Annotated in this window: 12 protein-coding genes; all 12 read left to right on the forward strand. The window is 57.4% G+C overall.

The window, feature by feature from the left end; translation table 11 throughout:
• The first annotated feature begins 546 nt into the window (after nucleotides 1-546).
• The 12 genes from RI101_03890 to RI101_03945 all read left to right on the forward strand — a co-directional run bounded on the left by RI101_03890 (nucleotide 547) and on the right by RI101_03945 (nucleotide 15,517).
• Nucleotides 547-1,347: a tetratricopeptide repeat protein gene (locus tag RI101_03890; GenBank protein ID MEC4889180.1), complete on the forward strand. Its 801-nt coding sequence runs from the start codon at nucleotides 547-549 to the stop codon at nucleotides 1,345-1,347.
• A 5-nt stretch (nucleotides 1,348-1,352) separates the two neighbouring features.
• Entirely contained in the window at nucleotides 1,353-2,342 is a 990-nt protein-coding gene (locus RI101_03895; protein MEC4889181.1) for an LPP20 family lipoprotein, read from the forward strand.
• A 293-nt stretch (nucleotides 2,343-2,635) separates the two neighbouring features.
• Nucleotides 2,636-4,045 carry a hypothetical protein gene (locus tag RI101_03900; GenBank protein ID MEC4889182.1) on the forward strand — a complete coding sequence of 470 codons (1,410 nt, stop codon included), beginning with the start codon at nucleotides 2,636-2,638 and terminating at the stop codon, nucleotides 4,043-4,045.
• Nucleotides 4,046-4,280: 235 nt separating this feature from the next.
• The gene (locus RI101_03905; protein ID MEC4889183.1) at nucleotides 4,281-4,928 is read left to right on the forward strand and encodes an LPP20 family lipoprotein; all 648 of its coding nucleotides are present in this window, start codon (nucleotides 4,281-4,283) and stop codon (nucleotides 4,926-4,928) included.
• 10 nt (nucleotides 4,929-4,938) lie between these two features.
• Entirely contained in the window at nucleotides 4,939-5,361 is a 423-nt protein-coding gene (locus tag RI101_03910; GenBank protein MEC4889184.1) for a hypothetical protein, read from the forward strand.
• A gap of 21 nt (nucleotides 5,362-5,382) precedes the next feature.
• Complete coding sequence (locus RI101_03915; protein MEC4889185.1) at nucleotides 5,383-5,886, forward strand: hypothetical protein; 504 nt, start codon at nucleotides 5,383-5,385, stop codon at nucleotides 5,884-5,886.
• A 33-nt stretch (nucleotides 5,887-5,919) separates the two neighbouring features.
• A complete protein-coding gene (locus RI101_03920) occupies nucleotides 5,920-6,990 on the forward strand; it encodes a serine protease (GenBank protein ID MEC4889186.1) in 1,071 nt (356 codons plus the stop codon).
• 8 nt (nucleotides 6,991-6,998) lie between these two features.
• On the forward strand, nucleotides 6,999-7,643 hold the full coding sequence (locus tag RI101_03925) for a hypothetical protein (protein ID MEC4889187.1): 645 nt from the start codon (nucleotides 6,999-7,001) through the stop codon (nucleotides 7,641-7,643).
• A gap of 10 nt (nucleotides 7,644-7,653) precedes the next feature.
• The gene (locus RI101_03930; protein MEC4889188.1) at nucleotides 7,654-10,479 is read left to right on the forward strand and encodes a sigma 54-interacting transcriptional regulator; all 2,826 of its coding nucleotides are present in this window, start codon (nucleotides 7,654-7,656) and stop codon (nucleotides 10,477-10,479) included.
• 503 nt (nucleotides 10,480-10,982) lie between these two features.
• Nucleotides 10,983-13,118: a putative Ig domain-containing protein gene (locus RI101_03935; protein MEC4889189.1), complete on the forward strand. Its 2,136-nt coding sequence runs from the start codon at nucleotides 10,983-10,985 to the stop codon at nucleotides 13,116-13,118.
• A 416-nt stretch (nucleotides 13,119-13,534) separates the two neighbouring features.
• Entirely contained in the window at nucleotides 13,535-13,972 is a 438-nt protein-coding gene (locus RI101_03940) for a hypothetical protein (GenBank protein ID MEC4889190.1), read from the forward strand.
• 126 nt (nucleotides 13,973-14,098) lie between these two features.
• Nucleotides 14,099-15,517 carry a hypothetical protein gene (locus RI101_03945; protein ID MEC4889191.1) on the forward strand — a complete coding sequence of 473 codons (1,419 nt, stop codon included), beginning with the start codon at nucleotides 14,099-14,101 and terminating at the stop codon, nucleotides 15,515-15,517.
• Nucleotides 15,518-15,696: the final 179 nt, after the last annotated feature.

The raw sequence follows: 15,696 nt of genomic DNA on the forward strand, positions 1-15,696 counted from the left end.
GTTCTCGGCTCATCGTCAGACCATCGTGCTAAGGTTTCATTTCCCGTCACCCTACTTATGGGTAGGGCCGAATGGCCTAGTTGCGACTAATGAGTGCCTTCATTAGAATGGGGCCGTTTTTCATCCTGCTAATTAAAGGGTTTCATTGCAGTGAAGTAAGGAGAAGCGGAGGGTCGTTCTGAGTGCGTAACGCATGGTTCTCCTTACGGACGATTCCAGCCCCCTGTCCTCCCTTCAAGGTCTTCCATATAGCCGCATTCTCAATGAGCGGTCTGCCGTCAAAGGACGGCAGGCCAGCGATTCTCTCCAGTTTAAAACGTCTGCGAGATAGTGTGTGCCTGGATATATTCTCCGTGGCTGCGCGAGGCTGTGGAGTTCGGACGTCGTTTCCCTTCCCCCTCTTGCATCCGCCACCGCGATCCATTTCATAAATATTTGTCGAGTGAACAGCGAGCTGACAGGGCTGTGTGAGGGTGTGAGTTGAAGATAGGCAGGGAGCACAAAGGAGGAATGCGCATGTGTGATGGGGGGAGCCGTCGGCGAAGAATGAAAGAGAATGCATTGCTGCAGGTCAGGCGAGGTGTTGGGTCGGTTGGTTTGGTCATGCTGGGTCTTTTACTGGGAGGGTGTTCGAAAGCTTTCGTCATTGTCGATGTGCCGGTGAAGCCGGAATTTATACCGCCAGGGAGTATTAGAGAAGTCGACGTGCATGCGTTTCAAGGGCCTCAGGAATGTGCACCAGAGCTAGAGAAGGGGGTCAAGGCGCGAGCAGTGGAAGACTTCACAGTGACGATACCTGGGCTTCCCGATTTGGAGGGGCCTCTGGAAGTCGATGGGACTGTCGAGAAATGCTCCATGCGAATGGGGTATGGCGTATTGAATGCGACGATGCGTCTGTCGCATGCAGGGAAGCCGTTGTACCAAAAAACAGTGCGGGAGGAATCAAATAGACCCGGGGCTTCGACCGAAGAGATGCAGGCTGCGCTGGTGAAGCGGGTGATTGATAAGTTCGCGGCGATGTTTGTGTCAGGGAAAAGGGGCGAACTTCGAGAGGGCCGCCCGTTGGGATCTGCAGACCCTGGGTGGATTGCGGCAAAAGAGAAAAACTGGAAACTGGCGATCGAGTTCTGGAGCAAGCACCTTGCTCAAAATCAGAATGATGCGCGTGCATGGTACAACCGCGGCATTGCCCATGAGGGGTTGTGGGAGTTCAAGGAAGCGGTGGCTGATTATAAGAAGGCGTCAGAGCTGGAACGGGATGATGTCTATACGCAGGCGCTTGTGCGAGCGGAGAAGTTTCTTCGAGACTCCATTGTCATCAATGCCGCTAAAAAGTCGAGGGAGTAAGCGCGATGAATAGCGTAGGGGAGGGCAAACCAGGGCAGTTGAAGAGGGGTGTTACAGGAGTTGTCCAAAACGCTGGATTGATGGGGGGCGCCATCATGCTGGTGGTGCTGTGGGGATCGGTCTTTAGCCTGCCTGTGCATGCCGAGCCGGTGGTGAAAGTGCTGTTTGGCACTGACAAGTGCACTTTTTTGCCGGAACGTCTTGCGCCAAGTTGGGTTAATAAGCGTCCCCTCACCACAGATTTTGTGGGAGTCGGCAGTGCTCCGCACATGGCAAATCCCACCGAGCAGATCCAGACCGCGGAGGGGAATGCACGGGCGGCTTTGGCCGCTGAAGTTTCAGTGTCGGTCAAAGATGAGATTGTGCAGGATATGAAAGAAGACCAGGGCGTCACAATGATGAAAATCGAATCCCTGACCAAGCAGGTTGTCGATCAGACTTTGTCTGGGTCGAGAATCGAAGAACGGTATTTGGATCGGCAAAATTGCATGGTATATGCGCTCGCAATGATTTCCAAAGCGGATGTTGAAGCGGAGAGGCGGAAGACCTGGGAGAAGTGGCGCAAAATGTTCAAGAACAAGCAGCTCATGCTCCTCGACCGATCTGAGGCGCAGGGCGAGATGGTCACTGCTACTCGCGGTCATCTCGATGCGCTGTTCAAACAAATAGGGAATAAGCTGGTGGCTTCAGATAGCGGGCACAGTGTATGTGCCGATGATCCGTTGCAGCCTGCCTGTCAGCAGCCAGCCGACATCATCTATGCCGGTTATAAAGTCGTGCTGGACAAGGAAGCCGAGGCGTCAGGGATGAAGCGCCGGATCTATAAGCTGATCGGGACGGTTCGATTCAAAGATCGTGTCATTGCCTCCTTTGATGCGGCGTGCCAGGGCACCGCGAAGGTCGGTCAGGAGTATGTGATCGATCAACAGGCGGCCAAATCCTGTTTCGAGAAAACCAGGCCGGTGATTGAAAAGGGCATGGAGGGGTCTGAGTAAGGTGCTCGGGACGCAAGGGCTACCGTCTCATGCGTTGCGCGGGGAGCCGGCCCTGCGTCATGCGGGGAAAAGCCGGGGTGCGGCCGCTGACTCGTGCCGTATCCGCTGAGGGAAACACCATATTCCCAGGCAGTTTGAGTACGTGGGCTGAAGGAACAGGGCTTGCTGAAACGAAGGGTAGCGGGCCGTCAGGCAGAATGACGCCGGAACTACCACCCGACGAGCCGTGAAGAAGTAGAACGACCCGCAGGGGCATGACGGGACTCGTCAAACCGGAAAAGGAGAAGGGACGTATGAAACGGCCAGTGAGTGATCAGCTAGGCAAGGCATCCCGAATCATCGCCGCGGGGGTGCTGTGCTTCGGGCTTGCGGGGTGCGGGACTCTCTCGGGAGGGAACGGCCAGTCCAGCCTCTCCGGCTCATCGGGCTCCATGTTCGGAGGGTTTGGCTTGCCGATCACGGTGTCACCGAAGTGCCTGTCCTGGGATGTGGTCAAGGAAACTTGGGGCCTGCTCCAAGAGCCTCCGACGATTGAGTCGGCCTTGGACCGGGTCAATACGGCAGCCAGGATTATCGAGGTCGGCGATCTGATCTTGCATACCTTGCCGATTTCCGGAGGGTCTGAGTGGCCTCAGAAGGCTAATGGCAGCGTACCAATGAGCGAGGAGAACGCGCTGCGGCAGTTGATTCAGCAGGATCCGGCCTATTATGCCGGAGCTGCCGGGCAAACGTCGGCGCTGAAGCTGAAGGCGATGTATCTTCAGACCCTGCTGTTTAACAAGTATCCCGACCTCTATGCCCTCCGCAAGGCCGGAGCCGCCGCTCCCGCCGAGTCTGAAGTCAATGCATTGGCGACGAAAGTGCTGGGGCCTGGGTATAGTCCGGCCTTTACGAAAGTCTTCTACCGGTTGCTCCACTATAACCCGGCGTTCGAGCCGAAGGCGGATTTGTTTGCCGGGCGTGCGGCGGGTACGGCGATGGAGGTCTATCCAAGCCTGTTCGATGCGGTCATGTCCTTAGCTGAAAACAAGCCGGAGATTCTGCGCGCGCAGGAATCCGTCCTGCAAGCGGAAGAAAAGAAAGGGAAGGAACGGCGGGATATTTTAGAAATTGTGCAGCGGATCCAGAAGCTGGAGGCCGAAGAATTCGGCAACCCTTCAACCCCTGAAGAGGCGGTGAAGGCCAGCGAGCGGGACACGAATGCGAAAGAGGTCGAAGAACTCAAGGCGCAGCTTGCGGTGCAGGAAGAGGAATTCAAGGTCACGGTCACAGCGTATAAAGAGGAGCTGGCGAAGCTGGGGATTGAAATGGGGCAGATCAAGACCCAGGTGGGGGCTTTCACTCCGGAGCAGCGCGCGCTGGCGGCGAATATTCAGACGGCTGTGGATGCGGTGCAAGGCACGATGTGCCAATCGGAAATCCTCCTGGGCATCGCCGGATACCACCTGAAAAAGGCGGGGCCAAATTGGAAAAAAGAGGTGCAAAAGATCGCCAATGAGAGTGGCCAGACGGTCAATGAGCGGATCAAGCGGGTCACGCTCAATCTGGCGGCCCTCCCGGCTAATTTGTCCGTCTTGATGATTGAGCTTGGGGTATTGGATGAAGAAGCCAAGGTTCAGGACGATCTGTTTACGAATCGGATGAGTGTGGATTCCGGCGGCGGTGGGATTGGGGCTAGCTGGATGCCCAGGGTGGGCTGGTAACAAGTCGCCTCAAGTCCGCGCGGGGAACGTTCCCTGGGAGATGCGGGGAAGAGCATGAAACACAAGGGGTGTTTCCCGGGAATAACGAAGTTAGATCACTGTATTTCAACGGTTTAGAGTGGCAGGCACGCTGGAATGAGGTTTGCTGAAGCAGAGAGTCAAACGGGGAGTCAGGTAACGGACTCCAAATGAGAGAGTTCAAACATTCACTCATTACTCACAACAGGGGGGCAAGATGAAGCGTGACAACGGAATGAAAGCGGGGATGCTGGTGGCGATGGGGGCTGTGGCGATCATGTCGCTGGTGACTGGCTGCGCAGAGCAGAAACCGATGGGGCAGGAAGCGGACGGAATGGCCAGGGTCGATACGCCGATTCAGGATGTGAAGGGCCTGCCGAAGTGGGTGAATCAGAAGGGCGCGGCCTTCAGTGGGGAACGGCGCGTGCTGCACGGTGTGGGGAGCGCCTCAGGAATTAGAAATCCGACCTTGCGCCGGCGGGCGGCGGAAGGCCAGGCGCGGAACGACATGGCGGCGACGCTGCAGGTCTACGTGGCCGGCTTGCAGAAACAGTATATGGCCGAGACCACAGCCGGCGATATGTCGAAGGTCGAGGTGGAGCAGCATATCCAGGACACGATGAAGCAGGTGACCGAAGCGACGCTCGTCGGCGTGCAGATTGTGGAGTACTGGGAGCATCCTATGCGGAACGAGGCCTATGCGCTGGCTCGGCTGGACATGGAGCAGTTCATGGAAATCATGAAGTCGTACAAGTCCGCGAGTGCCGGATTTGCGCAGCTGGATGCCGGTCTTCGGGAATGGGTCCGCAATAACGCCGAAAAAGCTCATGACCAGCTGAATGACGAGCTGCAGAAGAAAAAGTAGGAAGCAGGGGATGCCTGTCCGGCGATGGAGTGTCGTGCTGCTCGGGAGTGGGTGGCTGCTCGGCTGCATTGGCTGCGCCGAGCAGCCTCCGGCCTGGATATCCGCGCTGCCCGCATCGAAGAGGGACATCTGCGCGATCGGCGTCAGCGGGCCCACCTACTATGCCGAAGATGCCCGGACGAATAGCAAGGCGGCGGCGATGACGGAGCTGGCGAGGGCAGTGGCGGTGACCGTGACGTCTCAGATGACGCTGCAGACCCGCGGTGACGCCACCAGCTCGGACACGGCCATACGGGAGCGCGCCGGTTTCAGCAGCGAGGTGGTGCTGACACAGGCGCAGGTGCGTGAGCAATGGGTGCATTCCGGAGACAATGTGAAATACGGAGAGAAGGGAACCGTCTACACACTGGTCTGTACGCCTATCGGACAATAAGTCTGATGGAAGGAGGCAAGGATGACACACAGAATGGCCATCATCTCTATGGCAGTGATCGGGACAGTAGTCAGCGCCTGGTTCGTGCTGGCGCCGGGGCCGGCGCAAGCCGTCAAAGACAATGACGTCTGGTTGATTACGCCGCAGGAGGCCGCGATGGCTCCGGCGCGGGAGGGGGTGTTGGGCGGTGAAATCCCCATTGCCGCCGAGTCGGATCTGGGGCCGAAGATCGAGGTGGTCAAGCCGAATAACGGCGGCAGCGCGCCGCCGCCGGTCGAAGTCGATATTAAGTTTACGCCCAAAATGAGCCCGGTCGATCCGGCAAGCCTGAAAGTGAGCGTGGTGAAGTTCATTAATATCGATATCACGGACCGGGTGCGGGCGTATGCAACAGCGAGCGGGATTCATGTTCCTGGCGCGCAATTGCCGTCGGGGAAGCATACGGTTCGCGTCAGCATTGCCGATCAAGATGGCCTGCGCAGCGTGAAGGATGTGACCTTCGAAGTGCTGGAAGGCAAGTCCTAACGAGGGACACGCCGCGGAATATTGGAGGGGGCGATGAAGAGCAAAGCCAGAGTGGCAGGAACCGGTTTCCTGCGAGGAGCGATCCGCGTGGGCGTCGCGCTCGCGCTCGCCGTCGAAGGCCGGTTGGCAGAGGCGGTTGCCGCAGAGCTGTCTCCGGCGCAGATCTATGCGTCAGCGGCACCGGCCGTGGTGTTCATTGCCGCGGTGGGATCTGAAGGCATGGGGCAGGGCACCGGATCGATTATTGATGCCGGCGGGTTGGTGCTCACCAACGCGCACGTGATTCTTGATAAACCGACGGATGCCCCCGCAAAGAAAGTCTTTGTGTTTCTCAAGCCGGAGCGCGTCATCGGCAACGAGAGTAATCAGGAGAATCTGACCCGGCGGCATGCGGCGACGGTGGTTGCGTATGACAAGGCGCTGGATCTCGCGCTGCTGAAGATCACGAATCCGGCCACGCCGTTACCGGTGCTGGCGCTGGCTGATCCCGGGGGAACGACCATCGGCGCGCGGGTGCTGGCCATCGGCCATCCGGAGTCGGGAGGGCTCTGGACGCTGACGACCGGCGTGATCAGCGCCGAATGGCAGAATTTTACCGATGTGCCAGGGAAGGATATCTTCCAAACCGAAACCAGCCTCAATCGCGGAAACTCCGGCGGGCCGCTGATTGATATGGAGGGGCATCAAGTTGGCGTCAATAGCATGATCGCCCGCAAGGCCAAAGACGGGCTGGCGATCACCAGCATCAACTTTGCCATCAAATCCAATGTGGCGAAGGATTGGCTGGGCAAGCAGGGCGTTCAGGTCGCCTATGCGGCGCCACCCGCGGCACAGACGGAACGTCCTGCGGAACCTGTCAAACCCACAGTGGCGCCCGCTCCGATCCCCGATGGGGGGAAACAGGCTGCTGCGCCTCCGGCCAAACCGCAGCCGGTGAAAGTGCTCGAAAACCAGCCGGAAGCCAAGCCGGAAACAGGCCCCGGTCTCCCGCCTGTGCGGCCGTTTAGCCTGGACCGGTTAATGAAGGGGCTGGATCTGGTGCAGAAAGATTTAGAGTCCCAAATGGATGATATGCAAAACGAGATTCGGAAACGCCGTCGATAGGAGCAGCCATGAAGATGCATTGGACACAACGCACGCATACCCGGGCTCAAGCAATCGGCCGAATCGTGATGGCCGCAATACTCGGAATAGCTGTGATGCAAGGGGCGGTTCAACTAGCGCATGCTGAAGCCCCTGACGTGAAACTCGACTGTTCCATTTATGAAACCAAAGAGACGAATCTCGGCGCGGCATTCAAAGTAGCGCAGTTCATCTTCAAGGTCGGGCCGGAGTTCAGTTTCAGCCGGCGTTCCGGCGTGGCCTGGGACAAGGCCGTGCATGGCACCATTGCCCGGTATGTGGAGTTGTGCAATCGGTACAACGCGGGCGCGGTCACGAAGGCGGAGTATGAGGCGCGCATGAGGGAGATTGAGGGGCTCTATAAAGAAACCAAAGAAATGGAAGCGAAGCTGTACGCCGCGACACGCCAGCGGGCACGTGATGCCGGCGATGAGCTCGAAGAGGCCCTCGGGCGTTCACGCCGCGCGCCGGCCGCTCCGACCAAGGCGAGCCTTGAAGCATCCGTCGAAGCCCTGGCCGATCGTGTCGAGCATCTCGAGCCGATCGGTCAGCCGTTGAAACCGGCATCGCCGTGCAAGCCTCCGGACATGCTGGGCTCGCCGGGGGTGTCACCCGATCCTGGGCGATCCTGCTAATAGAAACGCGATGTCGTTCAAACCAAATCATCGCTTTGTCGCAGGCCTGGATATTGGAGTGGCGTCATGTCTTATCTTGGCCGCGCTGCTGATGCTTGTGCCGGGGTTGGCGTCATCCTGGGAGGCCAGCACCTACGATCTTCGCATGCGGTGGCGAGGTGCCGGGCCTGCCACCGATAAATTGGTGATGATCGGCCGCGATGCGGAAAGCGATGCCCGATTCGGCGTCGGGATTTGGGATCGCGCTATGTTTGCGAAGGTGATCGGCGCACTGCATCGTGCCGGCGCCACGGCGGTCGCGCTGGATTTTCATTTTGGAGACGAGAGTCCGGCTGAGCGGGGCGGAGGTGCCAGCGACCGGGCGTTGGCCGATGCGGTATCTTCCGCGGGAAATGTGCTGGTTCCTCTTCCGGTCAGTTTCGAACATGACGCCGGATCGGCGCCGACCGTCCATCTTCCGCTCAAGGACAGTCTTGCGCATATCGTCCCCACATTCGACTCAGTTATCGTGCAGGCGCTGCTCCATGCGAGCCGTGTCGCTGGTCCGATGCCTGGCCTTCTGAGCTCCGCGCGGGGCGGCGGCCACATCGGCGCGATATCCGATCCGGATGGCGTGTACCGGCGTGTGCCGACGTTTGTGAATGCCGGCGGAGTGGCGCTTCCTTCGATGGGGGTCGCGCTGGCAGCGGCGTATCTTCATGTGAAGCCGGACGCGATGCAGTTGATTCCTGGCGATTCCCTGGTGTTTCCGCATGCGACGTTACCCGATGGCTCGCAGCGAACCCTTTCGATTCCGGTCGATCGGCAGGGGAATGTCTTGATCGACTATGCCGGCCGCTGGACGGATGGTCCGTTCCCCTATCTCTCCTTTGCCGATGTGTGGGATGCCATCAACGAAGGACGCGAGGCGGAACTGCGTGAGCAGGTGGCGGGCAAGGCGGTGCTGATCGTGCATGCGGCGTTGGGGTCGGATAAGCGGCAGACCCCGCTCGAGCTCACGGCGCCCGGCGGGTTTATCCTGGCGAATATCTTCAGCACGGTGCTCACGGGAAGCGCTCTGCGGCCGCTGCCGGATTGGGGAATCTGGATGCTCGTCGCGGTACTAGGAACGGCTGGATCCTGGTCGATGCTAGCCTGCACGCTGTGGAACGGTATCGCCGTGGCGGCTGGCCTCGGACTCGCCTATCTCGCCCTGGCCCACGTCAGTTTCTTGCTATGTGGACTTGTGCTGCCGATCGTGCTGCCGATCGCCGGGCTGGTGCTCGCGACTGGCGGCGGGCTTGTGTGGTCCCATCGGCTGAACACCGGGCGGATTCATGAATTGGAATCGGGCCTGTTGGCGTTGCATCGAGAGTTGGCGGGACGGCAGCAATTGCTAGTCCAGCACGAGACGCGTGTCGAACAGCTGGAAGACGATCTTGAGAGCGCCAGGACAGAGGCGACGGAAGGGCAGGCGCAGACGGCGCAGTTGCGCGACATGATGGAATCCCTGCAGCGGAATTTACGCCAGGCCCAGGAGGAAGCGGCGGAAGCCCGCCAGGCGGTGACCAGCTTGCAGGCACGATTGGATGAGGCGCGGGCGGCTGAGGTGAGTCCTGGAAAGCTTTCCAGCCTCGATGAGCGCGAATTACAGATGGAATGTGCGCGCCAGGGGATTCTCACGCGTGATCCGGGGTTATTGCGCTGTTGGAAAGATCTCCGGAAAGCCGCGCGCAGTCTGACGCCGATTCTGATTCTTGGAGAACCAGGGACAGGCAAAGAACTTTTCGCGCAGGCAGCCCACCGGTTGAGCGACCGGTCAACCGGACCATTTGTGCCGGTGAATATGGCCGCTGTTCCAGCAGATCTGTTTGAGAGCCAGCTGTTCGGGCATAAGCGAGGCTCCTTCACCGGATCGGTGAGCGACCACGATGGCTATTTTCTCCAGGCCAACAAGGGCACGATCTTTCTCGACGAAATCGGGGATCTCCCAATGGTCCAACAAGCCAAGTTGTTGCGTGTGTTGCAGGAGGGCGTGGTCACACGCGTGGGCGACCGGAACCCCATGAAGATCGACGTGCGCGTCGTCTCCGCGACCAATAAGAATTTATTGCAAGGCATTGCCGAGGGGTGGTTTCGCGAAGATCTCTATTATCGTGTGCACGGCATTGAACTGCGGTTGCCGCCGTTGCGGGAACGGCAGGCCGATCTGCCTGAACTGGCGAAGAGTTTTATCGATCGGACGGCCGCGCAGGAAGGCCGTTCAAAGATTATGCTTTCCCAGGGGGCGCTCGATCGCCTGAAAGCGTGGCCCTGGAAGGGGAACGTACGGGAGCTGAAACGGTGTTTGGAAAACGCGGTGATCCTCGCGGACGGCGCTACGATTATGGAAGAGGATCTTCGCCTGACTGGTCCGGCAGCAGGGGAGGCCGGCGGGCTGGCTCCAGCCGGGCCAGCCGTTGCCTTGTCCGAAGGGGACAACGATCCGAAGAAAAGCGATACGGTTCTGTTGCGGCTTCTTCGAGAGCATAGCTTCGATCTTCAAGCCACGGCGGCCACGCTGGGCTGGGACCGCAGCACGGTCATGCAGCGATTAAAGGGCATGTGCTTCCAGGCATTGGTGCAGCAGAAGGGCGATGAACGGGCAGCGGCCTCACGCCTCGCCGGCGATCCGGGGTTGACCAGGCTGATGGAAGTGAAGCTCAAGGAATATGTCGAACACCTGCACAAGGTCGTAGCGACCTTCCCCTCTCAAGAGGCTGCCCTCGCCGGCTGCCGCAAGCGGTTCAAGAATCTGCCGGAGCGCTATCACGAGGCGCTGGCTGAGCTGGTGCGGGTTAAGTACAGGACTGCCTAGCGAGTGTGCATTCCCGTTGTTGTTCTTCCATCGATCCGCGATCAAGGTCAGATAGGGACAGGTATTCACGGCCACTAACCCAAGCACGATCCAGGATTTCTCGTGGCGTTATTAGTAAACACCGGAGTGAGTCTCCGGGGAACTGTGGGCGTTGTATAGCGGCCTCCTTCCTTCTGCAGCTACGATACTGACACTTTCCATTTCCAATCCATTAACCCATCGCCTCCCTTTCGTTTGTCCCATCAGGCTGCTGGAAGGCTTCCCGCAGCCTGCGGGGATCTCTTGATCTCCACGGCTGCGAGCCAGTTCTAATCGTGAGTATGCGCACTTCGTTAATTGAACGAGTTATCAGTAAATTCAAATGTTTATGTGTCCATGCTCGTCGAGTTTGTCCTTCCTTCGCTAGTCGGCATGGCTGTTGCGCTAGACCCGTTTGCAGAGAGCGCATTCCGAGGTGGAATGAAGGGGCTTCGGACAACGGGATCAACGAGACCAAGGAGGGGATGATGAGGTGGATCAGGTCAAATTGGAGGCAACGGTTGGTGGTGGGGGTGCTGATTCAGTCTCTTTTGTGGTTGGGGGGCTGTGGGGCTGGTGGCGGAGGGGGGACGGTATCATTGCCAGCGGCTCAGACCGGGATGGTGACGGGGCAGGTGGTATCGGCATCGAACAATGGGGCTGTGGCTGGCGCGACGGTGAGCACCACAGCCGGTTCGACGACCTCGGCATCGGATGGAAGTTTTACGGTGGCTGCGCCGGTTGGAGACCGGAGTGTGGTGCATGTGGAGGCGAATGGGTATGCAGAGGCCTTCCCGGTGGCCCGTGTGGTGGTCGGTGAGACGACGACGCTCGGAGTCAAGCTTCTTACGACGGGTGTCAGTACAGCCGTCAGTGTGGGGACCGGGGGCACCGTGACGGTGCCCAACTCGACGGCGCAGGTGGATCTGCCCGCCAATGGGCTGGTTCCCAAAATTGGCGGCGCGGCGGCCGGAACGGTCACTGTCTCAGTGACTCCGATCAACCCGGCAGTCGATCCCAATTTAATGCCGGGGGATTATACGGGTGTCACGGCTGGCGGGACCACGGCCATCGAGAGCTTTGGCGCGATCGTGGTCGATATTCGTGACAATGCGGGAACGCGGTACAACCTTGCGGCGGGCAAGACCGCGACGATCCGGATTTCGCTGGGGACGCAGAATCCCAATCCTCCATCGACCATTCCGCTGTGGTATTTCGATGAGACGACCGGGCTGTGGAAGGAAGAAGGCTCGGCGACACTACAAGGATCAGCCCCTAACCAGTATTACGAAGGGAGCGTCTCGCATTTTAGCGCCTGGAATGCCGACGATCGGTTGCTGAGAACTTGGGTCGAGGGCTGCGTGAGAGATGCCAATGGTCAGCCGGTGGTGATGGCTGAGGTGAGAAGCACAGGCATTGACTACACCGGAGTAGCTTATGCTTGGACAAATTCTGATGGCGCCTTCCGGGTCGGAGTACGGAAGGGAAGTTCGGCGACTATCAGTGTGTTACGGTGGGACTGGAATTCATATAGCTATGAAACGATTAGTAATGCCGTCACGGTGACCTCGTCGCCGAATGACCCCACGGATTTTGTGCGAACCTTGCCCAATTGCATTGTGGTCAATCCGGGGGTCTTGACCATTACCACCTCCATGTTGGCGGGGGGCAATGTGAATGCAGGCTACAATCAGACATTAGCCGCAACCGGCGGCGTGCCGGGCTATGCCTGGAGTTTGAATGTCGGGTCGAATCCCTTGCCGGCTGGGTTGACGCTGACTGCATCCGGTGTCATTACAGGGACCCCAACAACGGCGGGCACGACGACGATCACGGTGAAGGTCATGGATTCGGTCGGCGGGGTCGCGACCAAGCAACTGAGCCTGACGATCAGTCCGGCTGGTGTGGTGCCGATCAGCATCACGACCACTTCGCCGCTGCCGGCTGGGGTCGTTGGGTCTACATACAATTTTTCGCTGGCTGCCGCGGGGGGGACCGGTACCAGAACGTGGAGCGTGAGTGCCGGGTCGTTGCCCACAGGGTTGACGCTCAATCCGTCCACTGGGGCGATTAGCGGCACGCCTACGGTACAGGAAAACGCAACATTCACGGTCCAAGTGGCGGATAGCGGGAATCCGCAACAGTCTGATCAAAAGCAGTTCAGCCTTACCATCAACTCGGTTTCAGGGGGCGGTGGAGGAGGGCAGTTGAGCGTGAGCAATGCCCCCGCCAGTGTCGGTGGAACATTCGTTGCCGATCCAACATATACGTCGGCAATTACGTATACGGTCGCAATAAATCCTCCTGTTGGTGTCACTGCGGTCGCCTGGGAAGAAGGCTACAATTTGAACACTGCACATTGGGAGGCTGTCGTAGTCGGATTTGACTCGGCGACTGGCAATCTGAATGCCACTACCGTGGCCTATTGGGTGTATGAAGATTTGGTCGGTGCCACAGGAACCTATTGGTACTGCGCCAATTCAACGACCTCCTGCAATATCACCGTCGATATGGCGGCACGCACAGTCACGTTCAATAACTCTGTGCTCAGCAGTCTGACGGGAGCCGCTGCCGTTACTTTAAATGGCACGTTGTCTTATCCGGTGCCGACGGTACAGTGACCTGTTCATTGTTCTAACAGTGGGAGGTATCTGGCGAGGCATGCGGGGTTCCCGCCGCCTCGCCAGCAGGGATAGATCTGAATGGCCTGGTTGCGATTGTTGTTATGCCTGCATTAGAATGCGTCCGTTTTGCCCCTGTGGTGTTCTGCAGGTCGAGCGAATGATTCCTGTGGGGAGGGTGCTGATGGTGGTCGTTGAGCCGTGGACCTTTCTCCCTCTCTGTCATCCGCAGTCTGGCTCATTCTTTCTTCCGTGGGAATTCTCGTTCCCGCTTCCCGTTCGGTTAGGCGCGATTGAGCATTGTGCGTGGAACCACGCGCTGATGCCGCTATCGGTCTGCGCGAAGCAATTACGAGTGAATTTCGCATCAGCGCTATGGCGAGAGCAGGGCGATAATTCTGAACAGGGAGGTTCTTATGAAGGAAGCGAGGCGGAGCCTGAGTTGCGTAATGGTCATCGCGGGTGTCTGTGCCGTCAGCCTGGCGGGTGTACTGATCGGGTGTTCAGGGGAGCCCAGTGAGGCGGATCTTGAGAAGGCTGTGAAAGTGATTGCCAAGGCTGAGTTAGAAAAAACGCAGGCCTTAATGAAGCAACTTGAGAGCGATCCTCTGATGAAGTCTTTGACGAAGGGGAGCACTGCCAACCGTAATCTTGATCTCGATGATGAACTTGGCAAGATCAGCGTGAAGAAGCTCGCCTGCGCTAAGGCTGAAGGCAACCCCGGATACAACTGTGACGTGGAAATGTCCAGGCTCGGTGAAGGCGGCGCAGGCCCTCAGAAATCCCCCATGAAGGGGCGTTTTGTGAAAAGCGATGATGGCTGGGTCATGATGATGGGGCCGCTGGGGCGGTAATGGTTTGTGAGGGCAAAGTAAGGATGTAGCGCCCTCATGTTTTATCAGGTTGTTGATGTGATGCCAGGTTTTCGGAGATCCGTTGGTGTGTGATTTGAAAGCAGTTCATTCTTGAACGGAGGGATCATGAGGATTCATCGCGTGTGGTCATCCTGCGCCATTGTGCTGGCGGCTATGTCCGTGGTGTCTTGTGCGGAGGGGCAGTTCGGGCAGGTGATGCAGAATTTGGGAAAAGGAATGGCGCAGAGCATGTGCGGGGAAGGGAAGGGGCCGGTGAGTGGTGCGCCGGAATATTGCTTGTATGTGACGGATCTGCAGGTGCTTCGTGACGGAGGGGCTACAGCCGGAATTAGCCTAGTAAGCCGGACGCGTGGCCGTTATGCAATGTGGCTGACGAAAGCGTCGCTTACAGATAATTCTGGTGGAAGCTGGAGGATAAGCAGTTCGAGCGGATTACCTCTCGGAACTCAATATTATCCATTACTGCTTGACCCAACTTCTGAAGGACAAGTGTCAATTAAATTTGCCAGTAATGATGCTGGGGTAAGGCCAGGATCTGTATTTACTCTCGAAGGAGAGATCTATCTCCGCCAAGCTGACGCCCAAGGGAATCCTGTTGGCACGGCGGGGAGTCGAGGCTTTCGTGTTATTGGTATTCCACTGGCTCAATCGAAGCTCTCATCTCAACAAGGAAATATACTTTTGCCTTCACAAGTGAGCGGCACTCCAACACCTGATGAGGGGAAGAGTGATTCGAGGGTATCGTTGGGCAACCCTACGATTAAATCCAAGGACGTTATAGGTATAACAATTGGAATGGGTGTTACCGAGGTGAAAGATTTATTAAGTGCCAAGTTTCCGTCAAGCAGTAATTTCCCAATAAATTTTGATTCGTATGGAAAACAGTGGATTGGTCAATATGCTTCTCTGCCAGTTGCGATGATGAAGAAAAACAATACATTTGATAAAAAGGCGGATGAGGTTGTGATTGTTGACTTCTCTAATCCTCCGGTTAAGCAAGAAGTCTTGGCAGTTGCGAAGTACCAGTCTTATCCAAATGATAAGACACCAGGTCTGTTAGCGACAGAGACAGGTTTGATTGAAAAGTATGGGCAATGGGATAAAAGGGAAGAAAAGGGTGGCGCAAATTATTATTATTGGGGGATAAATTCCCAAACAAACAGTTCATGTATACCTCTTCAGCTAATAGACCCGAGCTATAGGCTCAAAGATTTAGTCAGAGGTGAGTCTGCGCAAGCAGTTATTTGTCAAGCGTATGGAACATGGGGTCAGTGCATTAAGCCAGTTAGGAACTATATTAGCCTTGATCTCTCACTGAAGGGATGTGGGGTGCAAGCTGCTGCCTACGTTCGCTTTACTAGTAAGCAAAGCAAAGAGGTTAGTCCTGTTACAGAAATTGCAACGTTTGTTGTGGATTTGAATAGGTTATACGATAGCGAGATTGCATTCACGGATCTCGCAGAGAAATACGAAAAAGATAAGAACCAAAAAGCGATAAGCTCAGGAGGGGCTCCAAAGCTATAAGGAATACATCTAGGGTGAGGAATATTAACAACGGATTAGTTCGCCTGCCTTCAAGTCGCGCTTCTCTGTGAGCTGTTGTTGGTACGCTCTGATGGTCGGGCAGAGGGGGTTATGAAACACGAAGGCCCCGGGGGTGATCCCGCCGGGGCCTTCGTGGCTGAAAGCCGATGGCTTCCTAG

This window comes from Nitrospira sp., from assembly GCA_035968315.1.
Lineage (GTDB): Bacteria > Nitrospirota > Nitrospiria > Nitrospirales > Nitrospiraceae > Nitrospira_D.